Below are 2,371 nucleotides of genomic sequence, written 5' to 3'. Positions count from 1 at the left end.
TGCTGCCCCACCTCGAAGGTGATCCGCGGGCCGTCGGGCTTACCGATGTTGATGGTCTGGCCGTCGTGGATGTCCACGACCGGCACCCGCTGGCCGTCGAGGTAGACCCCGTTGAGCGTGTTGTTGTCGACCGCGAGCCACCGCCCCTGTTCGAAGCGCAGCAGCACGTGTGCGCGGGCGATCAACGGGTGGGCGACGCGTAGGTCGGCGCGCAGGTCGCTGCCGACGACCACGTCGCGGCCGGCGGCGAAGCTACCTTCGGCGCGGTCAGCTCGAGCCGTCAGCACGGGCCGCGCAGGTCGAGTCATCACATCCAGGTTAGGGGTCGTTGGCCGCGGCCCGGCCTCAGCGTTTCAGCCTCAGCGTTTCAGCCGGATATGCCAGCGGACGAAGCCGGTGTAGCCGATCGACAGCGCCGCGAGCATGAACATGTCGAACACGAAGATGTGCTTCGAGTGCTGCCAGATCGGGTCGTTGGTCGGGATCTGCTTGACCTTCACCAGCGACGGGAAGTCGATCGAGGAGGCGCCCGCGGCGTAGCCCCACCGGGCGGGCGTCAGCCACGCCATTTGCTCGAGGCCGACGCGCTGATACACCGGGATCATGCCGCTGGAGAACACCAGCTGCGACATGATCGACACCACCAGCAGCGGCATGATCTGCTCGTTGGACTGCGCCAGCGCCGAGAGCAGCAGCCCGAGCATGGCCGACGCGATACAGGTGCCCGCCACGGTGACGAACAGCGAGAAGGTGGAGTTGCCGAAGAACTGGGGATGCGCCGTCGGCGCGCCCTTACCCAGCCGCACGATGATGGTCGCGATCGCCGCCTGCGCGGTGGCGAAGACGCAGAACACCGCGATCTTGGCCAGCAGATAGGCGGTGGTGGACAGGCCGACCGCCTGCTCGCGCCGGAAGATGGGGCGCTCGCCGATCAGGTCGCGGATGGTCAGCGCGGTGCCCATGAATACCGCACCGATGTTGAGCAGCACCATGATGTACTGCGGCTGCGTCGGCGCGGGGCCCAACGGGTCGGCCGGGCCGAGGCCGGGGTGCGGGCCCTTCACCGTCAGCGACAACGCGCCGATGAGAAACGGCAGGACCGCCAGGAAGATGGTGTAACCGCGGTCGGATACGACCAGGCGCACCTGGCGGCGGGCGATCGTGGACAGCTGCCGGAACAGGTCGGTCTGGGGCGGTTCGCCCAGATCCGCCGGGCTCTCCGGGGTCGGTGGCTGCGACGACTGCTGGTTGCGCTCCTTGAAGCGGCGGTTGGCCTCGTCCGGGTCGGCTCCCACCTTCGCGAAGATGTCGGCCCAGTTGCGGGTGCCCATCGCGGCCTCGACCTGGTCCGGCGGCCCGCAGAAGGCGGTCTTTCCGCCGGGTGCGACCAGCAGGATCTGATCGCAGACGTCGAGGTAGGACACCGAGTGGGTCACCACCAAGACCGTGCGGCCGGCGTCGGCCAGCTGGCGCAGCATCAGCATGACCTGGCGGTCCAGCGCCGGGTCCAGACCCGACGTCGGCTCGTCGAGCAGCAGCAGCGACGGCTGGGTGAGCAGTTCGAGAGCGACCGAGGCGCGCTTGCGCTGGCCGCCGGAGAGCTTGTCGACCCGGGTGTCGGCGTGCTGGGTCATGTCGAGTTCCTCGAGCACCTGCGCGACGATGCGGGCCCGCTCCTGTTTGCTGGTGTCGGGCGGCAGGCGCAGCTCGGCGGCGTAGTTCAGCGCCTGGTTGACCGTGAGCTGGCGGTGCACCACGTCGTCCTGCGGGACCATGCCGATCCTGCTGCGCATGGAGGCGTACTCGGTGTGAATGTTGTGGCCCTCGAAGGTCACGGTGCCCGAGGTCGGGCTGGTGTAGCCGACGATCAGCCGCGACAGCGTGGTCTTGCCCGCGCCCGAACCGCCGATGATGGCGGTCAGCGTCCCGGGCCGCGCGGTCAGCGAGATGTGGTCGAGCAGCTGCTTGCCGTGGTCGACGGTGTAGCAGACGGAGTTGACCTCCAGGCCGCCGCTGCGGGTGGCGGCCTCGGTGCGCCGGACCAGATTGTCGCCGGTGAACACCAGGTCGACGTTGCCGATGGTGACGACGTCGCCCTCGGTCAGCACCGCCGAGCCGACCCGGACGCCGTTGACGAACGTCCCGTTGACGCTGTGCGCGTCGCGGATCTCGGTGCCCAGCGGCGTCTGGATCAAGAAGGCGTGGTGGCGCGAGGCCAGCACGTCCTGGATGACGATGTCGTTGTCGGTGGCGCGGCCGATGGTTTGGGAGCCGGCCGGCTTCTGGATCGCGCCGGAGCGCGACGGCATCAGCGCCTGGAACATCTTCGTGGCCAGGTTCGCGACCTCGGGCGGCTTCGCGGAGGCGGGGG

Annotated in this window: 2 protein-coding genes; both read right to left on the bottom strand. The window is 69.0% G+C overall.

All coding sequences use genetic code 11. The features are described from left to right. Positions 1-308: FHA domain-containing protein (locus tag DQP58_RS26530; RefSeq protein ID WP_133259456.1), on the bottom strand; the 308-nt coding region annotated here is incomplete at its 3' end. A 51-nt stretch (positions 309-359) separates the two neighbouring features. Next, the coding region (locus DQP58_RS26525; protein WP_112710984.1) for an ATP-binding cassette domain-containing protein at positions 360-2,371 on the bottom strand (2,012 nt) is incomplete at its 5' end.

The organism is Mycobacterium colombiense, from assembly GCF_003284975.1.
Taxonomy (GTDB): Bacteria; Actinomycetota; Actinomycetes; order Mycobacteriales; family Mycobacteriaceae; genus Mycobacterium; species Mycobacterium europaeum_A.
This window is presented reverse-complemented; position numbering and strand designations above follow the sequence as displayed.